This is a genomic window from Levilactobacillus wangkuiensis (assembly GCF_016861605.1).
In the GTDB taxonomy this organism is placed as follows: Bacteria; Bacillota; Bacilli; order Lactobacillales; family Lactobacillaceae; genus Levilactobacillus; species Levilactobacillus wangkuiensis.
In genome coordinates this window covers 14,035-34,054 of the sequence record NZ_BOLM01000005.1, presented here as the reverse complement: position 1 = coordinate 34,054, position 20,020 = coordinate 14,035, and the positions used below count along the sequence as shown (strand labels likewise).

Below are 20,020 nucleotides of genomic sequence, written 5' to 3'. Positions count from 1 at the left end.
ATCCCCACGAGAATTCACCGAGGCAAATTCACGTAGGGACGAAAAAATTTTCGCGGTTCCACCCTACTTCTAGTCACAGACTGACTAGCAGCTTACTTGGAAACGACTCCGAATGTGCCAACCCACAGCACCCGTTATCCGGCTAACACTACCCCGGACTCGCTGAGAACAACCACTGCGTTTTTCATTCATCATAATCGACTTATTTAACTGAGTTTTATGATAGTCGTCTGGGGTGGGGTTGTCAATGGATTTAGGGGAAACGGTGTTAATCCGTGTTGGCAGCGGTGGCCCCCTTCATTTGGTTTGTCTGATGCCGCCGAAGATCAGTGTATTCTCGTAAATATTTAAAGGGAAACGGAATGACGGTGTATTGATTCAACCGGACAAAGCCGACCTGCATGAGTGATTCTAGCTCATGAAAAATTTTGTACACGTCTGCCTTCGGTTGCAAACTGCCAATGGCCACAATTTTCTTCAAAGGAATCGCCCGCTTCTGCTGAGTCTCTAGCGCGCTACTGCGCCCGATAAAGTAATAGGTACTGCCACTCAATTCAAGCAAGCCCATCCCGCAAGTTCCTGTCCAGTATGCCTCGTACACCTTTTGCCGAATAGGTAATTTTAGCCATTGACCCTGAGCCTGATGAAACGCGGCGTTGAACGCTTTCATGGCGTTCGTTCTCCAACTTAACTTAAGGGTCATTCGCAGCTCTCGAATCGTCAACTCGGTCTTCGTTAGCTGTGTGAGTTCGGCAATCAGCTGTTGCTGCTGCAACACATGCTCCTGGTCAATAACTAACCCCTGAGCGATTGTCAACAGATCCTGCCGACTAACCAAGTTTTCTTCGCTACCCGAGCGCAACTGAGCAGTAATCTTGTCCGCATCTGGAACCGTAATCAAATTTGTCCCATAGATGGCAAAGAGGCCAGATTGGCTTTGAATTGCCCCCTGTAACAGATAGGGATTTTCCCCGGTCACAGCCAAAATTCTTTTAACTGTTCGCTGGAGCTCAGTTGCGGTAGAATCGTTGATTTCGCCTTGAATGTGCGTCTCTTCAAAAATCACGCGTTGATCAGGTGTAATGGCTAAGCGTGTAACGACAAGGTTTAGCGGTTCCGCCCGTTTGCTCAATCTATCGAAAAATAAATACTTAAAGTGCCCAGCGGTGTCAGCCTTCACAGCTGTAGGCAACCGTAGCTCACCAGTCGAAATATCCCGTTTAACTAGTAGCTGGACCACCGTCATCAAGAATTGCTTGTTCGCCATCAGGTCGGCTTGCTGGTCACCCTGCCACTGGTACTGCTGTTTGACCGCATCAAAGTTCCCAAACTTCTCAAAGGTTAAATGTTGAATAACTTGATCATTACGGCCAACTTGATAACGTGGGTCCTGCTCGTCCATCACGACTTGCAGATTCAATCCCGCCACGGCCTGCTCACCAACTGAGACTGTTACACCTGCCCGTACAAGTTGAGGGCTGGTCCGGACTCTATCTGCCAAATGCACGAGCAACGCGTGAATGTGGGGTTCGCTAGCATCGCCAATCAAATGCAGGCTCTGATTTTGTAGTAACGTCATCACCTGCTTGATTGCCGGCACCTTGGTTTTGGGTGAATAAGCCATCACCTCACTGGCGTGAAAATGCGGCAATTGACGAAAACAATCCCCGTACGCCTGCTTGAGATCTTTCAGGAGGGCATTCTGAAGACCCACTTTGGTTTGTGTGAAATCAGCCAGTGCCCGCAGCGTAAAGAAATCAATTGTATTTTTCCGGCCATGAACATGATGTTGGTCCCACAACTTGCCGGGCGCCGTGCCTGCCCACCTCAAGCACCCGTCACTAGCTAAAAAGCCCATTTTTTGTGGTGCTACCACTGGTTTAAAGGTCCGCGTGCGCAATTGTAAAATATGATCTTTTAAGTCGACCTCGACTGCAACCAATGTTTTTTCTGTTTGTCTATGCACTAATAACAAACGGTCAGTGGCTCGCTGATTTCTGAGTACGAGTTGTTCATCAAACTGACACTGTTTGACGGCTTTGAGCATGAGCATAACGATTGTGTCCGGGGTAATTTTCTGCTGGATAGCCTGCTGCAACGTCACAATTTTAGGGTGAACGTCAGTCATCTCTTGCGGAACTGGCTGGCTTTGGACCATCAATGCTAAATAACGACTGGGACCAATTGCCTTACCCACCCGAGCATCATACTGCTTCGCCAACTTATGAATCGCTAAAACTGGACAAGCATCGAACCAACTTGGTAGTTTGCCGGGATGGTCCGTCTCAACTAAAATTAACCGCAATCGCTGATTAAAGCCGACCTCATCGAATTCATAGTCCACTAAATTTGTCAAAGCTACCGGTACGTTATCTACCATTTAAAAAATCCCCCATCATTTTTTCCTGTTCAGGCGTCAAAGCAAATTTTCCCTGTGCATCTAACAACTGTGGTACCTCCATGATTTGTCCATTACGCGTTATTTTCGGCACAAACTTTTGTGTCCCCGCCGTTTCAATCAAATTCACGATGAGGACCCGCTTACTGTGTCGCTCTTGCACATCAGTCAAACGATCCAGTTTGTCTTGCACATGCTTGCGTTCCGCTATGGCCGATTGGTCGTGGGGATGCCGCCAATTCTTAAAATCAAGATAGACGTGGTCCGCCGTTTGAAAATCAAAGAGCTCATGATTGCCTGCAGGGAGTGTTCTGAGCTTAACCGCCCAGCGGTCTTCAAGAATAAATTTGCCGGCAACCTCACCAAGTATCCCCAAGTAATTATCAAACTGAACCGGATTGACAATAAACCCAGTCTTCTCCCAGGTGGTTGCCCACCCCTGAGAATCGAAATATGCCTGCATCCCCGGATATTTCAGCAGGGTAGGCAGTCCCGCCGTCTCAGCAGAAACTTCTTCCGTCCCACGACTATCCGTTCCAAACGTAAAGTTCTCACCGGATCGGGCAACCTGATATTGACTTACCTCGCTGTCTAAATAGGCACCCTCTGGTTTCTTCTCCCATTGATGGTACTGATCAAAAGTGGGTGTGGGATGGCATAATAAGTGCTCCCTAAAGTCTTGATACCGGTTAGCAGTCTTGGTATCCTTCTGAAGTTGGCCCACCATTTCATTAACCGCCCGCTGCGTTTCTAGAGTTCGGTTAGACCAGCGTTCAAACTGAATTTTCTCGTTCGTCTGAACCGAATCTGCCGCTTCTCGTTGCAGGTTGCGAATGGCCTGGGCTTCGGGTCCCAACTGATAGTCAGCCAGCATGGACACGTTAAAGTAATTCCGGACATCCGCTCCCAAAATCACGAGTGTTTCTGGTAGCTTATTAAATGACCGGTCCATCCGACCGAGTGCTTGCAAAATAACTTGCGTATGGGCGCCAACGTAGCTAATCGTGTTCCGAAATTGTTTGGGTGGATTCCCTAGGCTTTGTTTCTTGGCGTACTTCCTGATATCTAGGAGTGAGACCTCATTATTATCAGCCAAGCTCAGCAATTCATAATAGGCACGAATCCACTGTAGCTTGCTCTTTTCAGTTGCCACCTGTGGAACCTGGGTGAAAATATTTGTGACCCGTCCCAAATAGATTCCGGCTAAATCCACCATCTGCCGTCGTGGATCATTCGGATCAACATTAACTGGTGCCACATCAATTGTCTTACCTGTTTCAAGCCTGCCAATATCGTGTTGGAGATTTTGGCCAACTCCCAGAGTGGCGTACGAGCTCAGTAAGTACACCCTTGTCTCCTTTTGAGCTGGTAGTTCAAGTGCGGCCGTAATTTGTTCGCTAACTGTTTGCTTATCTGTCGCGAACTTTTTGGCAATTGGTCGTAATTGTGGCTGCTGTGGTTCATCGGCACACAGTAGTTGTGCCAGTAGCTTAAAGACTTGCATCACAAAATCCAGTGACATCTGAATTTCATTTTCTTCCCCTTTTATCTTGGGCAACACGCTTTGTAATCCCAAGAAGGTCGTCTTATCTGAAAATCCCAAAAAACAGATAAAACTCATGAACAAATCCAAATAGCGTTGCTGAACAAACGAGACCAGCTGTCGTTCATCACTGTTCGGATAAGTGGTGCGAATCCCTTGCATCTTCTGTTTGACCAGCATCTCGAGTGTTCTTAGCTGCCCCAGCTGCTCGGGAACCAAGGCAACCTCAGGGCACAGTTCATGAATTAATTGGCGCATGCATCCGCCACTCTCAGTAGAGACCTGTACCTTAGCCGTTTCCTTGACAATCACTTTAGCCCCATTTGCCCGACAACGCTGACTGGTGTCAAATTGCTTCTGAACACTTACAGGTAAATCCGCCAACCCATCTATGAGTCGGTCGCCTAACTGCTCACGAATAAAGTTGAAATCGAAGTTGTTAATCACCGTATCAACCTTAACCGTCGCGGACATGCCAACCACTATCCCACGTTGTGCCAGCTGAATGAGAAACTTTTCTGGGGTTTCTTGGACTAACGCTGCACTAATTTTTGTTCGATTCAAATGGGCATCACTATCCGTTAAGGCAATCAGTTGCAGGCCGTTTCGTTGCAGATAGTGGCCACACTGACCATCGGTTGTGGGCTTCACCGTTTTACGGTATTTCAAAGGTGCCTGATGATACATGCCAAGGACTAATTTCTTGGAGTCAACGGATAACCACAGGCAATCACAAATTGTGGCAATTGCATCTTCTAGTTCCAACTGATTTTCAATCACCAATCGTTGCGCGTTAACTTGCTGACAATACTTTCCAGCCCATTCGACCAACAGGTGAATAAAGCTACTGAAAAACTGACTCATCCTTTGAATCATTTGATAAAATTTTAAATCATTCGCCGCAACACGTTGTCCCGATAGAACAACCCGCCTGCCTGGAAGGTCACGGTGACTCCACCACCCGTGACTACTACTAATCGTGAGGCTGTCCAGATTAAAGATAAAATTAGTCGTCGTCATCGCATCAATTGTTTTATAGTCTTCCGTTAGTTCATACTGTGCGGCTAGGTGATTGACTCGTTTCTTTAGTTGGCCAAATTTTCCCCGCTGCCGCAGCACAGACATCACGTCTTCCGGTCGTTTCTTTTGTAGATTGTTGACGCCGCTTCGGATTTCCCGAAACAATGACAGAAAATCCAGTGGGACCTTCGTTGCGTCATCAATAATTTTGTCGACCAGTTGGGATTTCATCTCATCAATTTCATCTAAAATAACCGTGGCGTTGCCGAGACAGCTAGTGGCAGTGACCGGGATGGACCTCTGACTATAAAACGACGGAAAGGTCCGCACAAACTTTGCCCATGTGAGCAGCACCAACCGGTATTTTTTAAGGTTGATTTCAGGAAAATACTGATTCAAATAGTGTGCTAAGTCCGTCTCATCCGCATTGACATATTCTTCAAGCGTCACCTTATCCGCCTTCGTCAGTGGGTCGCTGAGCATTAACGTTTGTCGCAATATTTTGAAGACTTCTCGTTTAAAGGTTGTATACGCCAATTTTAAATTTTGAAAATCATTACGGCCGGCCAGGGACTGTTTCTCTGGCTGCTGATTATAGCGTTCATGATAGGTTTGCAAGTTACCCAAGGCTTGTTTAACTTTTTCACTTGCTGATAGTTCTGCTGGTAATCGACTGGTAATGACCTCACCCGTTATTTCCCCTAAGGCGTGTAATACAGCGATTGTCCGGTTGAGATAGGCTTCACGAGCTGCTGGAGTCTTAAACGGACCATTTTCCTGCTCAAATTCATGCGCAACGGCTGCCCGAAAACCTGCGATATGCAAATTATTCTTTTTAACAGTGACGAAAAAGAAACGCCTGTCAGTTGTGTTGACAACCGTTTGACTAATATAATGAATAATTCCGTACGTCTTCCCACTACCAGTTGGTGCTGGCACGGTCACCAAACAACCAGGGTCGGCCGCCGTGGTCAGCCGCTGGGCTTTACCAAAGATTGCTGCAAAATCCAATCCGGTCATTTACTCACTCCTTCACTTATGTATTTTCTAAGTTAGCAGTGTGTAAAATGCCTGTCAATGTGCTTTACAGCCTTGATACAAAAGCTTTTCGAAGACTTTACAGACATACACTTTAGCAATTAAAAAAGCACATCCACCGGCTCAAGCCGAGCGGCCGAATGCACTTCAAAAACGATTAAATTTCACGGAAAAACTTCTTAAACCCAAATAGTTTATCGATCCGAGCTTCATACTCGGTTGGAATCTCCAGGTCAACGGCCTTTAAGTTATTCTGTAGCTGTGCGGGCTTGCTGGCCCCGATGATCAGGCTGGAGATACGAGCATCCCGCTTGTCCCAGGCCAAGGCAAAGGTTGCCAGATCCGTGTCCAATTCTGCGGCCATCTTAGCGAGTTCTGTCACTTTTGCCAAATTTTCTGGCACCAGTTGCGCCTGCAGGTCTGGTTGGAACGTGCCCCGGGACCCGGCCGGTGCGGGCTGGCCTTGCCGGTACTTCCCAGTCAATAGGCCCTGCGCCAAGGGTGAGAATGGCACGACGCCCAGTCCGAGTTCGCCACACAAGTCCAACAGTTCATGTTCAATGTAGCGGTCAAACATGTTGTACTCGGGTTGCACCACGGTGATTGGGTGTAGCCCCCGTTCCTGAATAATCAGCTCCGCCTTTAAAATTTGTACCGGCGTCCATTCGCTGACCCCATAATAGAGGATTTTTCCTTGATCGACCAAACCACTCAAGGTCGTCAGGGTTTCCGCTAACGGCGTCTGTGGATCGAAGCGGTGGCAGAAATACAAGTCCAAGTAATCCGTCTGGAGATTGGTCAGTGACTGGTCGATGGATTCGGTGATGTGTTTCCGTGAGAGACCACGGTCATTAACGCCCCGGTCTGACGGGAAGAAAACCTTACTGGAAACCACCAATTCCTTGCGGGGAAACTGTTGGAGGGCCTTGCCCAAGAAACGTTCGGCGGCCCCGCGACTATACACGTCCGCACAGTCGAAATAGTTGATGCCATTTTCATAGGCTAATTTGATGCTCTGAGCGGCCAGGTCCTGTTTGGCGGCATCACTGACATCCGTGAGCCAGCTTCCTAATGCCAATTCACTGACGCGTAACCCTGATTTGCCTAATTGCCGATACTTCATATGTAAGAACTCCCTTTATGTCAAAATAATAAGAATTTGATTAAAATTCAATATGAAGTTAGTGTACCACGACTACGGCAACTGGCCCATTGATTTGTTAGCCATTAAGCCAGGCCACGCCGATTTTCCCAATAGACCCCGACAATCGCGGGCAACGTGATGGCCATGACTGGATAGAGCCAGATCCATGGCAGGAAGGTCGTGATGACCCCCGCCAGCATCGGTCCCAGCGTCATTCCCAAGTCGATGCCGATGTAGAATGTGCTGTTGGCCAGGCCCCGGTCGGACTTGGGGACCAGCGTCAGTGACTTGGCCTGGCAAATGGAAAACATCAGCCCATAGCCGGCAGCCAAGCCGACCGCGCCCACAATCAGCATGGCCCAGTTGTCCATATCGGTCAGCCCCACGATGCCAATCAGATTGCATCCCAGGCAGATCCAGAAGAATTTTTTAAACGGCACCCGGTCAAAGGCATCCCGAAGAATTAGCCGCATCGCCAACAGGACTAACGCGTAGACGGGGAAAAAGGCCCCCGCCGGAATGGCAAAACCCCGGTGAAAGACGTAACTCACGATGTACGTCTGCGTAGCAAAGTATGGTAACGAGAACAGCAGGAGAATGGCCGCCACCGGCACAACTTTGGGTTGAACCAGCCGCAATTTTTCATGCTGGCCCTTACTTTTGCGGTAATCGGGATGGGGCACACTTTTATCCCCAACAAACTGAATCGTCAGGAGCAACAGAACAATGAAGCCTGTCGCTACCCAGAAAACACTGCGGTACCCAAAGTGATGGTACAGGAACACACTAACCGCGGGTCCAATCGCCATGCCCAAGGCATTCGCAATCCCGTAGATGCCCATCCCCGCGCCGATGCGGTCGACCGGTAACAGGCTTGCCATCCAGGTCGCCATGCAAACGGAACATAGCGTGTAACCAATCCCGTTGACGACCCGCCACAGCATGATCAGGGGCACCGCCGTGGAGACCCCGTAGCCAATACAGGCGACCAGAATAAAGCCGGCACCGATCGAACTTAAGCGATACTTAGAAAAACGGTCGGTCAGATTCCCTGCCAATGGCCGAAGAATCAGTGATGTCAGGTTCATCATCCCGGCAACGATTCCGGCTAGAACACTGTTAGCCCCTACATTACTTGAAAAGCCCGCGATAATGGGATTGACCAGCATGGGACTCATCAAAAAGAAGAAGCTAGCGGCTAAAACTAATTTAACATCTTTCGTGTATAAGCGTGTTTTCACACGACCTCAGTTCCTTTCCAAATTTTGACCGATCCGGCCGAGCATCGCCAATAACTGCTGCTGTTCGGCGGGCGTGAACCCGGTGAATAACGCCTGGCTGGTCGTCTTGATGTGCGCGTTTAACTGTTGAAGCTTGGCCTGCCCGGCTGGCGTTAACGCGACCAACTTGGCTCGGCCATCAGCGGGATTCGGTTGTAAGACTAACAACTGTCGGTCGACCAGGCGTTTGACCATGAGTCGAGCCGTCTGGTGGGTCACCTGCTGTTGTTCTTTAAAGTCCGTAATCGTTCCCGCGGGATGATCCGTGAAAAAACGGAGAGCATCCGCTTGTGCACTCGTTAACGATAGGTTCCGGACAAAGAGATTTCGTTGGTGGCGAATCTGTCGCCCTAGCAAAACTAATTTCCAAGAAACCAATTGGTCACTGTTCATGTCATCACCTCACTGATTATTATACAGCTAGCTGTATTGTTTTGAAAGTGAGTGTTTGTTTTCGCTTACTTTTTTAACCGTGAAAGTGGCTGGAAATATGTTCAATCCATTGTGGATCTAGTAAAACGGGTGCTCTCTGTTTGTGGGATCATTCCAATTTTTTCTTCAAAAAAGAAGATGGCATCCTCGATTTTTGAGGACACCATCTTCTTTCTATCCAATAGCAGTCAAAACTTCCATTCACTAAGCTAAGACCGATCCATCATGATCCAGGTTCAATAGCACAGAGTACTTCACAAATTGGTCTGAACGTTCTGGGACCAGGAAGCTAAATCGCGCAGCTTGTTGGCGTTGCTGATAGCTGTTAGGAATCACCAGGAAGCGCAAAGTCACATATTTTATCGTCGGCTGTTGCCATTCCCTTTCTGTGTAATACCGTCCATTGGGATGTTGCATACCGCGCGATTGATTACTGATGCTATACGGGATGTTTAGCCACATATTTTCAATCATATTTAAATTATTGGCGTGAAAACCGTAGTTAGCTGGCTTTATCGATTGCATGAATAAATGCAGCGTGACTTCCTTGCCGTCGGTGACTGCTCGCTGAGTGGCCGCCAGCATTTTGAACTGAGCTTTCCGGCTTCCGCTCCATTGATGTGGCTGCACAATTTGCTCGACAACTGGCTTGGTCGTCACACCGCGATTTACTCGTTGGAACTGCCAAGCGCCCCCTAAAACGAAGCCGATAACTACCAGCAGTCCCCCGATAAAGTACTGTCGTTTTCTCGTCATCTAACAGTCCCCGCTTCAACGCGTAACTGTTGATCCGCTACAGCGGTCACGAATGCCTGGTCATGCGAGGCAATCACCAACGTGCTCCCACCAGCTTGTAATTGTTTTATGTAGGCAACTAACTTCTTGATGCTGGCCGCATCCAACGCATTCGTGGGTTCATCTAAAACAATCAGTTCACTTTTCCCTAAGACAGCCTGGGCAATTCCCAATTTCTGCTTCATCCCTAGCGAAAAGTGACGTACCTTAGCAGAACGTGAAGTCGGCAAATCAAATTCCGTTAATAGGTCTAACAGCGCATCGTCTGTCACGCCCGGCATCAGATCCGCAATCAGTTGCAGATTAGTTAACGCCGAAAACTCCGGGAGTACACTGGGGGCCTCAATCATAATTCCTGCCGTGATTGGATAGGCTTGACCGACCTTGATGGGTGTTTGTTTGACCCTGATTGTCCCTTGCGTTTTCATCAAGCCTAGCATGGCTTTTAAGATGAGTGTCTTGCCGGAACCATTAATGCCCGTCAGCACCGTGATTGCGCCCGCTTCAATTTCCAATGAAACGTCTCGTAGGACTGGTTGATGGTAGAATTGTTTGCTCACGTTTTTCATTTGAATGAGTGCCATGGTCTTCCCTCCTAACTATCGCGCCAATCAATCAGCCAACGTAACCCTATAATCGCCGCTCCCCAGCCCAAACATACGACCAAAGCAGCTACCCAATGACTGCCCAACGGGGCCAAGTGCGTGTACTTGAAAAATGGTGAGGTTGGTTGCTGTAGTAAATCTAAGCTGACCACTTCCAACAACCAAATGCCCAGTATGGCCACAATCTTTTTGCGCAGTGACCAGTACAAAATCAGACTGAGAGTGACAAAGAATCCTTGATGCATACTCAATTGTAGGCATCCCCACAGCATGACTTTTACGGCTACCCAATGGCCTAAAAAATAACTTTGCCATAACAGACTGCCCGACCACAGTCCCCATAACATCCCCTGCATAATAAAATTCTGGATCGACAATTGCCAAAACCAAACCCGTTTGCGACCAAATCGACCATAATCCAGTAACCGGTAGTCAAATAAACTGAGGCTTGCCATCAAACACAGGGGCAAGTAGATTGTACTGAAAAGCTGGCTGTTAAACAGATACGCATAAACAGTGGGCACGGTTACCCCTGGTTGAAACGTTTCCCGTAGCAGGGCCGCTACAAAGAGGCTCATGCTCAACATGAACAGACACCCGCTACGCCAACGCAACCGTAATTGGTGATATTGCTGGCGCCAGACTCTACGCATAAAGGTACCGCCGCCAGCCAACTGTCATTACCCCCAGAGTGACAACACCTAAACCTAATGTCAGGACCACCATCGTTAGTCCCGTCACGCTGGCATTGGCCGATTCCTTCAACAGATTAGCGGGTGCCAAACTGTGGGGCAACCAGTTGAAGGCGTCTACCATCAGTAGGCCAATCTGTCCGAACGCCATACTCCCGAACGCCACCAACGGCTTCGTCGTAAAAAAGCTTAGGCCCGTGACCAGGCATGATAACAAGGCGCCCCAGACGAAGACCAGCCCAATCGACAACATCGCGTGCCAGAACGGATGCGCATAGTACAACCCCACATTGATCGTATTATCTTGAACAACCAAGACATTGCTATGTAGGAGATTATCTGGCTGTAAATTGGGCAGAACTAGTAAATAGGCCAGCAGGTTCATGACTAGCGGGACACTCACGACCAAACCGCCTAAAATAAATGACCAGCCAAAATACCCCCGGAAAATTGCTTTTACCGACCGTTTCATCCGCAACTGGTAATGAAAGCCATTGCGCAGATCCTGTTGCAACAGACTCCCCACCGGCAACACTGCCAGCAGCGGTAGTAACAAATAATACGCCATCGCAAGTGCACTAAAATTATCAATGCCAAGCCACTCCGTATAGGGAGACAAGAAGAACGGCGTGTGTCCACTTACTTGGGGCAATTTCTGCAAAAACTGTCCCATCGCCAAACTAACTGCCAGTCCAAACGCCACGATGAGCCAGCGTCGGTTCAAGCGGTGCCAAATAATCCCCAAATTATTCTCCCCCAGCGACTACAAAATTTTGCCGATTATTTTCTGAAAATCGTATCTCCAGAATAGCATGCCGAAAGACAATCGCCTACCTTAATCATATCCACCCATTAAGAGACTATTTCACATATTGATTTTATGAATTGAGTATCCATCCGCCAACTATTCTGTGCTACCGATTGGTTTGTGCTAAAATTAATCTTAATTTTACTGGGAGGTGACCTCTTTTGGACATTTGGGAACAGCTTTACCAAGCGGCGAAACCGCTCTACCACCCGGAAGCCGTCAATGAGTTTATTTATGCACACAACGTTGTCTGTGCGTTGCAAAGTAAGTCTGGCCAAATTTTCACAGGATTTTGTATCGAGGGCCTGTCTGGCACCCTCAACCTCTGCGCTGAACGGGTCGCATTGCTCAGCATGTACACGACCAGTGGCGAAACAGAAGTCCAACGCCTAATTGCCTTTCGTGACGCGCCGCCAACCGGCATCAGTGGCATGCCCTGTGGTGTTTGTCGCGAAACCCTCTTGCAGTTTTCACCCAACAACCGCCACACCCAAATCATGGCCGATTACGCGACCAGACAGACCGTCACCCTCGATGATCTCCTCCCAGACTGGTGGGGTGACATCAAAACAAACTAGCGTACACAAAAATACCGTTCAGAATTCCTTAAAGGAAAACTGGCGGTATTCTCTGTTTCAAATTTTGGTCGCAAATTTTGGTTTTTCTATCCCATTAAATTCACTAGTAGCACCATGCTAAGACTAGATACACGAGCACAGGCGGTTCCCAAGCGTAAGGGATAATTGTTGATTGAGCGCCTTTAGAATGATATTATATGAGGGTAAACGAAAAGGCCTGGTGGTTGTACACCAGACCCTCTCACAGCAAGCCGCTTTAAAGGCGGTGGCTAGCAACAAAACGACAGCTAAGACGTCCCGTAACCGACCAAAGTTACATCGGGGCGGCTTTTTTATTTATGCTTGTCAATGTACGTCAGCAACGCTATTAAAAACGTGCCAAACAGTAACATCAACGAAAGTGCCTGAAACACACTCACTGACTGCGAAACCTTTCAAAGTTTATTCCATGTCCCCATAGACATCACCTCATAAGGGAAAAGACAGCCACCGCCCTTAAAACTTCCTACATGAGGTCATTATATCATAGGCAGTGGTGCATCCTTTATTTTATTAGGTGAGCTGACCAAGGCTGTGCAACATCAAAAACTTTCTTAAAACGAACACTACACAAAAATGCCGTTCAAAATTTCCTAGATGGAAAATTCTGAACGGTATTTTCGTATTTCTTTTTATATTTAACGTTGTCGTCCAGGCGATACCAACTACCACAGATAACCCCACCCAGTCGATGGGCTAAACCCGTGTCAGCCGCAGAGCTGGGAAAACTAGGCCGGTCGTGGGGGTGACCAGAGGCGAGCCAAGGTGACCGGCTGTGTCGATGGTCTTGGCTGGGGTATTTTCCCAGCCTAGCCCATGGGACAACCTTTGAGACCGCTCCTCAGGCTCAAAGTTGAGGTGGAAGCCCGCTTCTCAGGCTGGAACCGACTCCACAGCAGGGCGCCTTGAGCGCGCCGCCGGGAACGGACGCGACCAGACCCAGTTTTCACCAGTCCGGAGGCGCAACGTTTAGTCCGTCGTCGGCGGTGTCATCAGACGCGCTGACCACGACTGCATCTGATCCAAGAAGCGTTTGCTCTTAGGATGCACCCCAATCTGACTATCATAGATTTCATCCATCAGTTGACGCAACGCATGCTCCGTCTGCGGTTTCACGTTGATCGAATGGACCCGGTCCAAGTCAATCACGGAGAACTGACGCAAATAGTAAATCGTGCGCTGGGCCAGGTGCAGGCGTCGTGGGTCCATTTGCCAATGCTGCTGGCACAACAGGCCCCCGTAGCTTTCCGAGTAGTCAAATGGCAGGTCAGTGCGTCCACAAATGGCACACCCCTGCAGCTGCGGCGCGACCCCAAAGGCCGGCATCAACTGAATTTCCATGACGTTGGTAACGATTGACGGGTTCACCCCATCATCGATCAGGGTCAGTGCGCGCTGGACACGATGGTACCAATCTGGTAGCGGTTGGCTGTCCGGAAACGCCTGATCGACCAGACTCATGATATAGGTGGCGTAGGCATTTTTAAAAATGTCCTCACTAATATTTTGATACTGGTTGGTCTCTCTGGCCGTCCGGATGTACGACAGCCCATCGTCGGCAATATCACCGACGTAACTGCCGACCGTGAACGGTAAGATATCCGCTACCATCTTGAAACCTTTCTTCTTGGCACCTCGCACCAGAAACATTTTCTTGCCAAACTCCGCCGTTAAAAATTTAATCAAAAAATCACGTTCGGCATAGTCCCGGCGAAAAAGGAGGATGCCGTGAAAATCAGTCACATTTCGTGCCACAGCCATCCCCACTTTCTAATTTATAAATCGTCCTTACGGTACCCGTAGCTCTTCAGCAGGGTCGCCTTGTCACGCCAGTTAGGTTGCACCTTGACCCACAACTGGAGGTAAACCTTACTCCCCAGCAGGTGTTCGATGTCTTGGCGCGCCATGGTCCCAATCTTCTTGAGCATGCTACCGCCCTTACCAATCATGATCCCCTTTTGGGTTGGCCGCTCCACGATGATCGTGGCTTCGATGTGCACGTGGTCCTCGTCTTTTTGCTTCATGCTTTCGATTTCCACGGCAACTGAGTGCGGCACTTCTTCACGCGTTAACATGAAGATCTTTTCCCGAATCAATTCGCTAACGACGAACCGTTCTGGGTGATCGGTCACTTGGTCAGCTGGGTAGTATTGCGGCCCATTTGGCATGTGGTCGACCAATCCCGTCAACAGTTCATCAACGTTGTTTCCTTCGAGAGCTGAGATGGGGTAAACGGCCTTCCAATCCAGCGCCGTTTGGTACTGTTCCATCACGGGCAACAGGTCGTCCGGCTTAACTTGGTCGATCTTGTTGATCAACAGGTAAACGGGCGCCTTGACGTTCTTTAAGCGATCGATGATAAAGTTGTCGCCGGCCCCCCGCTTTTCAGCGGCGTTGACCATGAACAAAACGGCATCGACTTCGTTTAACGCGGACATGGCTGACTGCACCATGTAGTCGCCCAGCTTACTCTTAGGCTTGTGCACCCCGGGCGTATCGATGAAGACGATTTGCGCCTCATCCGTCGTGTAAATACCTTGAATCTTATTTCGCGTCGTTTGCGCCGTGTTTGACATGATGGCAATTTTCTGGCCGATCACCCGGTTCAAAAACGTTGACTTACCCACGTTTGGTCGCCCAACAATGGCGACGAAACCTGATTTGTAATCTGGATTATCCATAATTTCCTCCTAGAACCAACGTACTAACGCTGGCAACATCACTAACGCGCCGACGATGACGGCAAAAATGGCGGCCATCAAGACCCCACCCGCTGCCACGTCCTTCGCCCGTTTCGCCAAATCATGGTAGGTTTCCCCCACGACTAGGTCAACGACGGCCTCCACGATGGTATTGAGCGTTTCCGCAATCAATACCAAAAAGATAGCCAAGACGAGCCACAACCACTCGTTTAGACTCAACCGCAAGATCAGCCCGGCAATCACCGCCAAGCTCCCCACGACCAAGTGCTTGCGAAAGTTACGCTCATAGTGAAAGAGCGCTCGCAGACCATCCCACGCATGGCCTAACGACTGGCTAAAGGCGCGATTTTTCCCCGTTTGCCGGGTAGGCTTACCGCTTGAGGCCATAGGCATCTAAAATGTCGGCCTGGAGCTTGAACATGACTTTCTCATCTTCGGGTTCCATGTGGTCGTAGCCGTTCAAATGCAGGAAGCCGTGGACCACGAGAAAACCAAGTTCCCGTTCGTAGGAATGGCCCAGGTACTCCGCTTGTTCTTCAACCTTATCCATGGACACGAAGATATCCCCAATGTTTTCGGGAATCTCAGCGGCCATTTCATCATCCATGACCAAGGGGAAATCGTCGTCCGCGTCCTCGCCGTCTTCAATCGCAAAACTGATGACATCGGTGGCCCGGTCGACCCCGCGGTACTGTTTATTAATACGGTGAATATCTTCGTTGTTCATTAAGGTGACGGACATTTCCGTATTCTCTGCCAGCTTCAGGTACTTCCCGGCATATTCCAGAACGTCTTTGATCATGTCGACGTGCTTTGCGGGCACGCCATCTTGGGTTTTATCGTAAATCTCTAGATCCATTATTTTTTAGCTCCATTTGGTTTAGTATCGTTGGCTTCGTAAGCGTTAATGATGCGCGCAACCACGGGGTGACGGACAACGTCATCCGAGTTAAAGGTTACAAAGTTGATGTGGGACACGTTTTGCAAGATGTGTTGGGCCTGAACTAATCCGGACTTGGCATTGTTGGGCAGGTCAATTTGGGAGATATCCCCGTTGACGATCATCTTTGAGCCAAAGCCCAGACGCGTCAGGAACATCTTCATCTGCATGTTGGTCGTGTTTTGGGCTTCGTCTAAAATGACGAAGGCCGATTCCAACGTCCGCCCACGCATGTAGGCCAGTGGTGCAATTTCAATGACGCCGCGGTCCATCAGGCGTGTCGTGTGTTCGGCACCCAGGATGGCGTACAAGGCATCGTAGATTGGCCGCAGGTAAGGGTCAACCTTTTCCTTCAAGTCCCCAGGTAGGAACCCCAGGCTTTCACCAGCTTCAACGGCCGGCCGGGTGATGATCAATTTTTCCACATCCCCGTGCTTTAACGCCGCCACGGCCATGACCACGGCCAGGTAAGTCTTCCCGGTCCCGGCAGGCCCAATGCCGAAGGTAATATCATTGTGCTTGATGGAATCAATGTACTGGCGTTGGCCAAAGTTCTTGACCCGCACCGCACGACCCTTGGCATCGTTAATTAATTTTTCAGTGTAAAAATCCTTGAAATAAGTCAAGGTCCCCTTATTTGCCATCTTCATGGCACTGATGACGTCGGCACTATTTAACTTAATGCCCTTGGCCAACAGGTCACTCATGTTGCGCAGAATAGCCAGCGTTTGGTTGACGGCCTCGGCCGCACCAGAGACTTTGATTGAATTGCCGAAGGGCTTGATGATCACATTTTGCCCCTCTTCCAGGATGGTGACAAACTGATCTTGGGTCCCCAACAGGCCGACTTCGTCCTCAGGGCGTTCCAAGATATACTCTTTTTCAATCGTTGCGTTCTCAGTCAATACGGTGGCTCCTTTGTCTTTAGATTTTAAGCCTTTCACGTTGTGCCTGGTCTCCACATTAGCGGTCAATGGCGCACCGGTCCCCCAACATAGCGCAGACTTCTAATACTCAAATTTTAGCATACCACCGGGGATTGTAAAAGGATTCGGCGCGAAAAGTCGTGACGGGTCACTTGCGCGGCAGTTTGGGGAGGTGAATGGGCCGTTCCAGGACCAACCGATCCCGTAAAATTAACCCGTTCTCCACAATGGTTTGCGGATAGTTTTGGGTAAAGTAGTCGGGTTCCACCGCAATCACGCGAAAGTCCTGCTGCTGATACAGGTACAGCTGCGTGAGGCTGGTCGTCCCGGTCGCGATGCGTAACGTTCGGTAGCCGTGTTCAATCGCCCACTGATAGGCAAACGTCAGGAGCGCCCGTCCGTAGCCATGGCGCTGCTTAGCGGGGGTCACCGCAATCGCCATGACCTCCACCACGCGAGGCGCAAACCGTTTCAACACCAGCATCCCCGCTAGCCCGGTCGCATCACTAGCCGCGTAAACAGCACTTTGTGGCAGGTACGCATCAACTAACGTTTGGTTGGGGTCCGCCAGCAACACTAACTTTAGTTGTTCAGACGTCAGTTCGGTCACACGTTCATAAGTTAACACGCTCGTCATCCTCCTTAGAAAAAAGGCCCCCACGAAAAATTCGCAGCGGCCCCGTTGATGGCATTCCTTAACGAACACCACCAGTAACAATTTAATTTATTTGCAGATAATGCCTCGTGCGTTCACCGACAAGTTAAACCTTGCCAGCATGAACCAAGACCGATCCGCCAGTTGAACTGTCAGCGCCAGTCTCAGTGACCAAAGGCGAATCAAGCTTCCCAGCTGTGTCGATGTTCTTAGTTGCGTGATTTTCGCAACTTAGAACATGGGCCGACCTTGGAAACTCGCGATTCTCAGCGAGGTTTCAAGGCGAGGTGCAGGACCGCCCCTCAGGCCGGAGCCGTGCCCCACAGCAGGGCAGCTTGAATTCGCCGTCGGGAACGAAAGTGCCTACTTGTTTAACTGTGCCTTAACCGTCTTGTTGACGATGGCACCGTCGGCTTTGCCCTTAACTTGGGGCATCACAACACCCATGACCTTACCGAAGTCGCCCATGCCGCTGGCAGAGACCTTGGCAATGCTGTCGGCAACGATCTTCGCAATGTCGTCTTCACTCAATTGCTTAGGTGCATACTTTTCAACGATGGCGATTTCAGCCTTCACGCCTTCAACCAAGTCATCGCGGTTACCCTTGGCAAATTCTGCCATGGATTCCTTGCGTTGCTTCAATTCGCGAGAAACGATCGTTAATTCTTCGTCTTCGCTTAAGTCGTGACCTTGCTTGACCTTTTCGTTGGTCAAAGCGGCCTTCATCATCCGGATAACGTTCAAGGAAAGCTTGTCGTGGGCCTTCATGGCCGTCTTTAAATCAGTGTTGAGTTGGGTTTCTAAACTCATTGTGTTTCCTCCTAAAAGTTGTAATTACCATCAAGTTTACACCTATTTTCAACGAACGTCAGGTATTCACTGCTAATTTTTGCTTGTGTGCCGGCGAGCACCTAATGGTCCGGGACAACATGATTGTCTTTCACTGCCGAAATGGTATTCTGGCCTTAACGACAGAAAGGAAGATTCTAATATGACAGATATGCGGGCAATTGGTTTTACTCAGAAATTACCCATCGCAGACGACAACAGCTTGACCGCGTTTTTCGAGCCCAAGCCCACCCCGGCCGGCCATGATTTGCTAGTCAAGGTGGTGGCCACCTCGGTCAACCCCGTCGACACCGCCGTGCGCCGTGGGACGACCGGCGTGTTGCCAACCCCTAAGGTCCTCGGCTTTGATGCTTACGGCATTGTGGACGCCGTGGGTGACGCTGTCAGCCTGTTTCAGCCCGGCGACCGCGTCTGGTACGCCGGATCTTTCAAACGGCCAGGAACGGACAGCGAGTACCATTTAGTGGACGAACGCATCGTGGGGCCCGCACCGAAAAAATTATCTCCCGCCGAAATGGCCGCGATGCCCCTGACATCCCTGACCGCGTGGGAAGCCTTGTTTGAACAAATGCCCATCGACATCGACACACCGCAGGCCAACGCCGGCAAAACGATTCTGATCATCAACGGTGCGGGTGGTGTCGGCTCAATGGCGACCCAGTTTGCCCACCTGGCCGGCCTGACCGTCATTGCCACGGCCTCACGACCAGAGACGATTGCTTGGACACAGGACCACGGCGCAGATCACGTGGTTAATCACCGCAAGGATTTGGTGCCTCAGGTCCAGGCCCTCGGGTACCCGACCGTTGATTACATTTTAGAGTTAAGCAACCTGAACCAGCACTGGCCGGAAATCGTGTCGCTGATTGCGCCCAGCGGGTACATCGTGTCCATCACGGGCAGTGACACACCAATTGACCTGCGTGCGTTGAAGCAAAAGCGCGCGACCTTCGCCTGGGAGTGGATGTTCACCAAGTCCTACTTCGGCACGCCGGACATGCTGAGCCAACACGACATTCTGACGCGGGTGGCCCAGCTGGTCGACGACGGTCAAATCGTGACAACACTGACGCAGACCTTTGCCCCCATCACCGCGGCTAACTTGCGGACCGCACACGAGCTGGTCGAATCCAACCGCATGATTGGGAAGGTCGTCTTGACCAACGAAAGCGAATCCGACTAACTATTTGCGTGTATTCATCCATTTGCTGAATAACTATTCAAAAACAGCACAAAAAAATCGCTGAACCTTAAGTTCAACGATTTTTTGTTAACTTTGCAAAAAGAGCTTAGAAACGCTTCTTCTTGGCTTTACGCTTACGCGCAGCTTCTGATTTTAACTTTTTCTTCACACTTGGTTTTTCGTAAAATTCACGTTTACGGTATTCTTGTAAAGTACCGCTACGGGAAACCGTACGTTTGAAGCGCCGAAGAGCGTCGTCAAAAGACTCGTTTTTGCGAACGACTGTCTTTGCCATATAAAATTCCCTCCCTCCGAGCACAAGTAATAACGTCGGTTAGAATTTCTTCCACCGGCGTAACGGTTCTTAACTATTATACATAAACACCCAAACCG

Annotated in this window: 20 protein-coding genes; 2 read left to right on the top strand and 18 right to left on the bottom strand. The window is 49.6% G+C overall.

Annotated features, from left to right (window positions below):
* Positions 1–268 precede the first annotated feature (268 nt).
* The 9 genes from JUF13_RS04850 to JUF13_RS04810 form a co-directional block, all read right to left on the bottom strand.
* The gene (locus tag JUF13_RS04850) at positions 269–2,380 is read right to left on the bottom strand and encodes a hypothetical protein (protein ID WP_203638092.1); all 2,112 of its coding nucleotides are present in this window, start codon (positions 2,378–2,380) and stop codon (positions 269–271) included.
* Positions 2,370–5,981: a hypothetical protein gene (locus tag JUF13_RS04845; RefSeq protein ID WP_203638090.1), complete on the bottom strand. Its 3,612-nt coding sequence runs from the start codon at positions 5,979–5,981 to the stop codon at positions 2,370–2,372. Before JUF13_RS04845 ends, JUF13_RS04850 begins: the two co-directional genes overlap by 11 nt.
* A 175-nt stretch (positions 5,982–6,156) precedes the next feature.
* Entirely contained in the window at positions 6,157–7,122 is a 966-nt protein-coding gene (locus JUF13_RS04840; protein ID WP_203638088.1) for an aldo/keto reductase family protein, read from the bottom strand.
* A 104-nt stretch (positions 7,123–7,226) separates the two neighbouring features.
* The gene (locus JUF13_RS04835; RefSeq protein ID WP_203638086.1) at positions 7,227–8,384 is read right to left on the bottom strand and encodes an MFS transporter; all 1,158 of its coding nucleotides are present in this window, start codon (positions 8,382–8,384) and stop codon (positions 7,227–7,229) included.
* 6 nt (positions 8,385–8,390) lie between these two features.
* Positions 8,391–8,816 carry a MarR family winged helix-turn-helix transcriptional regulator gene (locus JUF13_RS04830; protein WP_203638084.1) on the bottom strand — a complete coding sequence of 142 codons (426 nt, stop codon included), beginning with the start codon at positions 8,814–8,816 and terminating at the stop codon, positions 8,391–8,393.
* Between the two features lie 243 nt (positions 8,817–9,059).
* The gene (locus tag JUF13_RS04825) at positions 9,060–9,611 is read right to left on the bottom strand and encodes a hypothetical protein (protein WP_203638082.1); all 552 of its coding nucleotides are present in this window, start codon (positions 9,609–9,611) and stop codon (positions 9,060–9,062) included.
* Positions 9,608–10,234 carry an ATP-binding cassette domain-containing protein gene (locus tag JUF13_RS04820; protein WP_203638080.1) on the bottom strand — a complete coding sequence of 209 codons (627 nt, stop codon included), beginning with the start codon at positions 10,232–10,234 and terminating at the stop codon, positions 9,608–9,610. Before JUF13_RS04820 ends, JUF13_RS04825 begins: the two co-directional genes overlap by 4 nt.
* An 11-nt stretch (positions 10,235–10,245) precedes the next feature.
* Positions 10,246–10,908, bottom strand: coding sequence for a hypothetical protein (locus JUF13_RS04815; protein WP_203638078.1), 663 nt, complete (start codon positions 10,906–10,908; stop codon positions 10,246–10,248).
* Positions 10,901–11,692: a hypothetical protein gene (locus JUF13_RS04810; protein ID WP_203638076.1), complete on the bottom strand. Its 792-nt coding sequence runs from the start codon at positions 11,690–11,692 to the stop codon at positions 10,901–10,903. The genes JUF13_RS04815 and JUF13_RS04810 overlap by 8 nt, the downstream gene beginning before the upstream one ends.
* A 224-nt stretch (positions 11,693–11,916) precedes the next feature.
* Here JUF13_RS04810 and JUF13_RS04805 point away from each other — a divergent pair, with 224 nt between their 5' ends.
* Entirely contained in the window at positions 11,917–12,333 is a 417-nt protein-coding gene (locus JUF13_RS04805; RefSeq protein ID WP_203638074.1) for a cytidine deaminase family protein, read from the top strand.
* Positions 12,334–12,665: 332 nt separating this feature from the next.
* Here the strand turns inward: JUF13_RS04805 and JUF13_RS04800 are convergent, their stop codons facing one another.
* From JUF13_RS04800 to JUF13_RS04765, 8 genes are all read right to left on the bottom strand, one after another.
* Positions 12,666–12,725: a putative holin-like toxin gene (locus tag JUF13_RS04800; protein ID WP_236002674.1), complete on the bottom strand. Its 60-nt coding sequence runs from the start codon at positions 12,723–12,725 to the stop codon at positions 12,666–12,668.
* A 616-nt stretch (positions 12,726–13,341) separates the two neighbouring features.
* A complete protein-coding gene (recO, locus tag JUF13_RS04795) occupies positions 13,342–14,133 on the bottom strand; it encodes a DNA repair protein RecO (RefSeq protein WP_203638072.1) in 792 nt (263 codons plus the stop codon).
* Positions 14,134–14,147: 14 nt separating this feature from the next.
* On the bottom strand, positions 14,148–15,053 hold the full coding sequence (gene era / locus JUF13_RS04790; RefSeq protein ID WP_125762762.1) for a GTPase Era: 906 nt from the start codon (positions 15,051–15,053) through the stop codon (positions 14,148–14,150).
* A gap of 9 nt (positions 15,054–15,062) precedes the next feature.
* The gene (locus JUF13_RS04785; RefSeq protein WP_203638070.1) at positions 15,063–15,467 is read right to left on the bottom strand and encodes a diacylglycerol kinase family protein; all 405 of its coding nucleotides are present in this window, start codon (positions 15,465–15,467) and stop codon (positions 15,063–15,065) included.
* On the bottom strand, positions 15,445–15,933 hold the full coding sequence (gene ybeY, locus JUF13_RS04780) for an rRNA maturation RNase YbeY (protein ID WP_125762766.1): 489 nt from the start codon (positions 15,931–15,933) through the stop codon (positions 15,445–15,447). Before ybeY ends, JUF13_RS04785 begins: the two co-directional genes overlap by 23 nt.
* On the bottom strand, positions 15,933–16,919 hold the full coding sequence (locus tag JUF13_RS04775) for a PhoH family protein (protein WP_203638068.1): 987 nt from the start codon (positions 16,917–16,919) through the stop codon (positions 15,933–15,935). The genes ybeY and JUF13_RS04775 overlap by 1 nt, the downstream gene beginning before the upstream one ends.
* Positions 16,920–17,088: 169 nt before the next feature.
* Entirely contained in the window at positions 17,089–17,568 is a 480-nt protein-coding gene (locus JUF13_RS04770; protein WP_203638066.1) for a GNAT family N-acetyltransferase, read from the bottom strand.
* Positions 17,569–17,958: 390 nt separating this feature from the next.
* Positions 17,959–18,405, bottom strand: a complete 447-nt coding sequence (locus JUF13_RS04765; protein ID WP_203638064.1) for a GatB/YqeY domain-containing protein — start codon at positions 18,403–18,405, stop codon at positions 17,959–17,961.
* A 190-nt stretch (positions 18,406–18,595) separates the two neighbouring features.
* Here JUF13_RS04765 and JUF13_RS04760 point away from each other — a divergent pair, with 190 nt between their 5' ends.
* Positions 18,596–19,627 carry a zinc-binding alcohol dehydrogenase family protein gene (locus JUF13_RS04760; RefSeq protein WP_203638337.1) on the top strand — a complete coding sequence of 344 codons (1,032 nt, stop codon included), beginning with the start codon at positions 18,596–18,598 and terminating at the stop codon, positions 19,625–19,627.
* Between the two features lie 106 nt (positions 19,628–19,733).
* On the opposite strand, the gene rpsU is transcribed toward JUF13_RS04760, so the two are convergent.
* Positions 19,734–19,922 carry a 30S ribosomal protein S21 gene (gene rpsU, locus JUF13_RS04755; protein WP_011667518.1) on the bottom strand — a complete coding sequence of 63 codons (189 nt, stop codon included), beginning with the start codon at positions 19,920–19,922 and terminating at the stop codon, positions 19,734–19,736.
* Positions 19,923–20,020: the final 98 nt, after the last annotated feature.

What these genes read in the sequence shown, in the direction of transcription:
- JUF13_RS04850 (WP_203638092.1), bottom strand. Translation starts at nt 2,380, where the DNA reads ATGGTAGATAACGTACCGGTAGCTTTGACAAATTTAGTGGACTATGAA.
- JUF13_RS04845 (WP_203638090.1), bottom strand. Translation starts at nt 5,981, where the DNA reads ATGACCGGATTGGATTTTGCAGCAATCTTTGGTAAAGCCCAGCGGCTG.
- JUF13_RS04840 (WP_203638088.1), bottom strand. Translation starts at nt 7,122, where the DNA reads ATGAAGTATCGGCAATTAGGCAAATCAGGGTTACGCGTCAGTGAATTG.
- JUF13_RS04830 (WP_203638084.1), bottom strand. Translation starts at nt 8,816, where the DNA reads ATGAACAGTGACCAATTGGTTTCTTGGAAATTAGTTTTGCTAGGGCGA.
- JUF13_RS04825 (WP_203638082.1), bottom strand. Translation starts at nt 9,611, where the DNA reads ATGACGAGAAAACGACAGTACTTTATCGGGGGACTGCTGGTAGTTATC.
- JUF13_RS04820 (WP_203638080.1), bottom strand. Translation starts at nt 10,234, where the DNA reads ATGGCACTCATTCAAATGAAAAACGTGAGCAAACAATTCTACCATCAA.
- JUF13_RS04815 (WP_203638078.1), bottom strand. Translation starts at nt 10,908, where the DNA reads ATGCGTAGAGTCTGGCGCCAGCAATATCACCAATTACGGTTGCGTTGG.
- recO (WP_203638072.1), bottom strand. Translation starts at nt 14,133, where the DNA reads ATGGCTGTGGCACGAAATGTGACTGATTTTCACGGCATCCTCCTTTTT.
- era (WP_125762762.1), bottom strand. Translation starts at nt 15,053, where the DNA reads ATGGATAATCCAGATTACAAATCAGGTTTCGTCGCCATTGTTGGGCGA.
- JUF13_RS04785 (WP_203638070.1), bottom strand. Translation starts at nt 15,467, where the DNA reads ATGCCTATGGCCTCAAGCGGTAAGCCTACCCGGCAAACGGGGAAAAAT.
- ybeY (WP_125762766.1), bottom strand. Translation starts at nt 15,933, where the DNA reads ATGGATCTAGAGATTTACGATAAAACCCAAGATGGCGTGCCCGCAAAG.
- JUF13_RS04765 (WP_203638064.1), bottom strand. Translation starts at nt 18,405, where the DNA reads ATGAGTTTAGAAACCCAACTCAACACTGATTTAAAGACGGCCATGAAG.
- JUF13_RS04760 (WP_203638337.1), top strand. Translation starts at nt 18,596, where the DNA reads ATGCGGGCAATTGGTTTTACTCAGAAATTACCCATCGCAGACGACAAC.
- rpsU (WP_011667518.1), bottom strand. Translation starts at nt 19,922, where the DNA reads ATGGCAAAGACAGTCGTTCGCAAAAACGAGTCTTTTGACGACGCTCTT.